Below are 2438 nucleotides of genomic sequence, written 5' to 3' on the forward strand. Positions count from 1 at the left end.
CCAGCCACCGATCAGGTACTGACGGACGACGCGTTTACCTCGACGAAGAATGCCTGGGCGGCTCTCAACGGGATTCACCGGATTCTGTACTCCCAAATCTTTGGTACGCAGGTACAGGGGGGACAGTCAGGAAATATGATGTATATGGACATCATGGGGGAGGACGTTGTGTTTCCCAATGCGTCCAACAACGGCTTGCTGAATGAGTACCGCTGGATCAACCACCGGAATCCGTCGAGTAGTAGTTCCTTCTACAACTACACATTTTACTACGTCATTATTGGCAACGTAAACATGCTACTGGCTGGTATCGATAACGCTGAAGGTCCTGAAGCCGATAAAAAAGCCATTAAGGCGGAGGCATTGACGTACCGGGCCTGGGCGTATTTTCAGGCGGTACAGTTGTACGGGGAACGTTACGTAGCCGGACAGCCGAACAGTGGTCTGGGCATTCCGCTGGTACTCGAACCCAAAACGACGCCGACGCCGCGGAACACGGTAGCGGAAGTATACACCCAGATTCACAAGGATCTTACGGAAGCCATTGGACTGTTCGATGGCTATACCCGCACCAACAAATCGCACTTTGACATTAACGTAGCGAAAGGCATCAAGGCTCGGGTGGCACTGACCCAGCAGGATTACGCGACGGCTGCTCAGTTTGCGAAAGAGGCCCGGGCCCGGTTTACGCTCATGACGAATGAAGATTATCTGTCGGGTTTTAACAACTACAGCAATCCGGAGTGGATGTGGTCTTCCCGCATTGTGGCCGATCAGACGAATTACTTCTATTCGTTTTTCGCGTACATGTCGAACAATTACAATTCGACGGCCATCCGGTCGGCCCCGAAACTGATTTTTTCGGCCTTGTACGACAAAATTTCCGCAACGGATATTCGGAAGAAGCTCTGGGATCCCACGGGCAAGAATACGGCAGAATTCCCCCTGCCTGCTTCCAACTTTCAGCGGTATGCCTATCATTCCAAGAAATTCCGCGTAGCAGACCAATCCCTGAGTATCGGAGATGTTCCCTACATGCGGGTGGCGGAGATGTATCTGATTGAAGCCGAAGCCCTGGCCCGTCAGGGAAAAAATGCCGAGGCGGCGGATGTATTGTACCCCCTGGCCGTTAATCGCGATCCGCAATACGTGAAATCCACGAAAACGGGTGATGCTCTGATTGAAGAAATCATGACGCAACGCCGGATGGAGCTTTGGGGCGAAGGCTTCCGTTTTTACGATTTGAAACGCACCAATGCTCCCTTGAACCGGAACGGTGGAAACCACAATGCGGCTTATAATAACGGCGTATTCGAGGTGCCCGCCGGAGACATTCGCTGGCAGTTTCTGATTCCGCAGGATGAGATCAACAACTCCAACGGGGTTGTCGTACAGAATCCGCAATAAGTGAAGCCTTTTTAAGGTAAAACCCCCGTAAGTGAACGCTTACGGGGGTTTTGCGTATCTAAATCAAGAGTTTCTACAAACGGATTCCCTGGATTTTAACCTGGGGTATTTCTATCAAACTCAGTCGCTGTCAATTCACAACTCGTGAAAATCTACCCCTGCTGATAAGCTCCCGCAAACTCTTTGGCGAAGTCTTCCAATTTCACGGCTCCCAAAGTAGCCGGGCGGTTTTGCCAGTAATCTTTCTGTAATTTTCCCTCCCGGATAGCCTTGCCCATTTGCACGTACAAATCCGCGAAACCTTCGGGTAAGCCAGCACTAATCATACCTTGTTTGGAATCTTCGTCGCTAAACGGTACCCAGGGCGTTGACTCCTTACCAACGGCCTTGCCTAGTACTTCCGCAATTTCACTCGGATAGCGTTCATCACTAGCGATGTACTGAATGCTGTAACCGGTGAAGGAAAGATCCAGCAGTTGTTGCGTGGCTACTGCCGCAATGTCGTCGGTGTGGGTGAGTACCAGTTTTTCGTCCGTATCACCGAAGTTATTACCCGCGATACCCGCGTTACGAATCAAATCAATCTGGCTAAACAGGTTATAGAAAAAGTACGAAGGCCGGAGCACTTTCACGTTCAGTTGGGGAAGGGTTTGCAGCTTTTCCTCCAGGTAAGCGATGCCATCGATAGGACCGGCTCCGTGGCGTAAATCCGCTCCAATGCTGCTCAGCAGTACCACGTGCGTAACTGAACTCGCCGCCAGAACTTTCACGTACACATCTGCTACCGTTCGCTGATAGCTGGGATAATCCGCTATCGAAAAATCACTCGGTACCATCAAATACACGGCATCGGCTTCCTGAAAAGTAGTCTGTAGAAACGCTTCGTCGGCAACGGAACCGATGGCCGCCGTAGCTCCGAGTTCTTCAATAGCGGATTTCTTGTCGGGATTACTGCTGACAACGGTAACGTGATGTCCGGCTTTGACTAGATTCTGGGTGAGGGGTCGGCTGATGTGGCCGAGTGAACCCGT

Annotated in this window: 2 protein-coding genes; one reads left to right on the forward strand and one right to left on the reverse strand. The window is 51.2% G+C overall.

Going from position 1 to position 2438, the window contains the following annotated elements:
• Positions 1-1407 (forward strand): RagB/SusD family nutrient uptake outer membrane protein (locus ACOJTG_RS18580; protein WP_420155191.1); only part of this gene is annotated, 1407 nt, incomplete at its 5' end.
• A gap of 152 nt (positions 1408-1559) precedes the next feature.
• Here ACOJTG_RS18580 and ACOJTG_RS18585 read toward each other — a convergent pair.
• Positions 1560-2438: NAD(P)H-binding protein (locus tag ACOJTG_RS18585; protein ID WP_420155192.1), on the reverse strand; the 879-nt coding region annotated here is incomplete at its 5' end.

This window comes from Siphonobacter sp. (assembly GCF_048595215.1).
Classification (GTDB): domain Bacteria; phylum Bacteroidota; class Bacteroidia; order Cytophagales; family Spirosomataceae; genus Siphonobacter.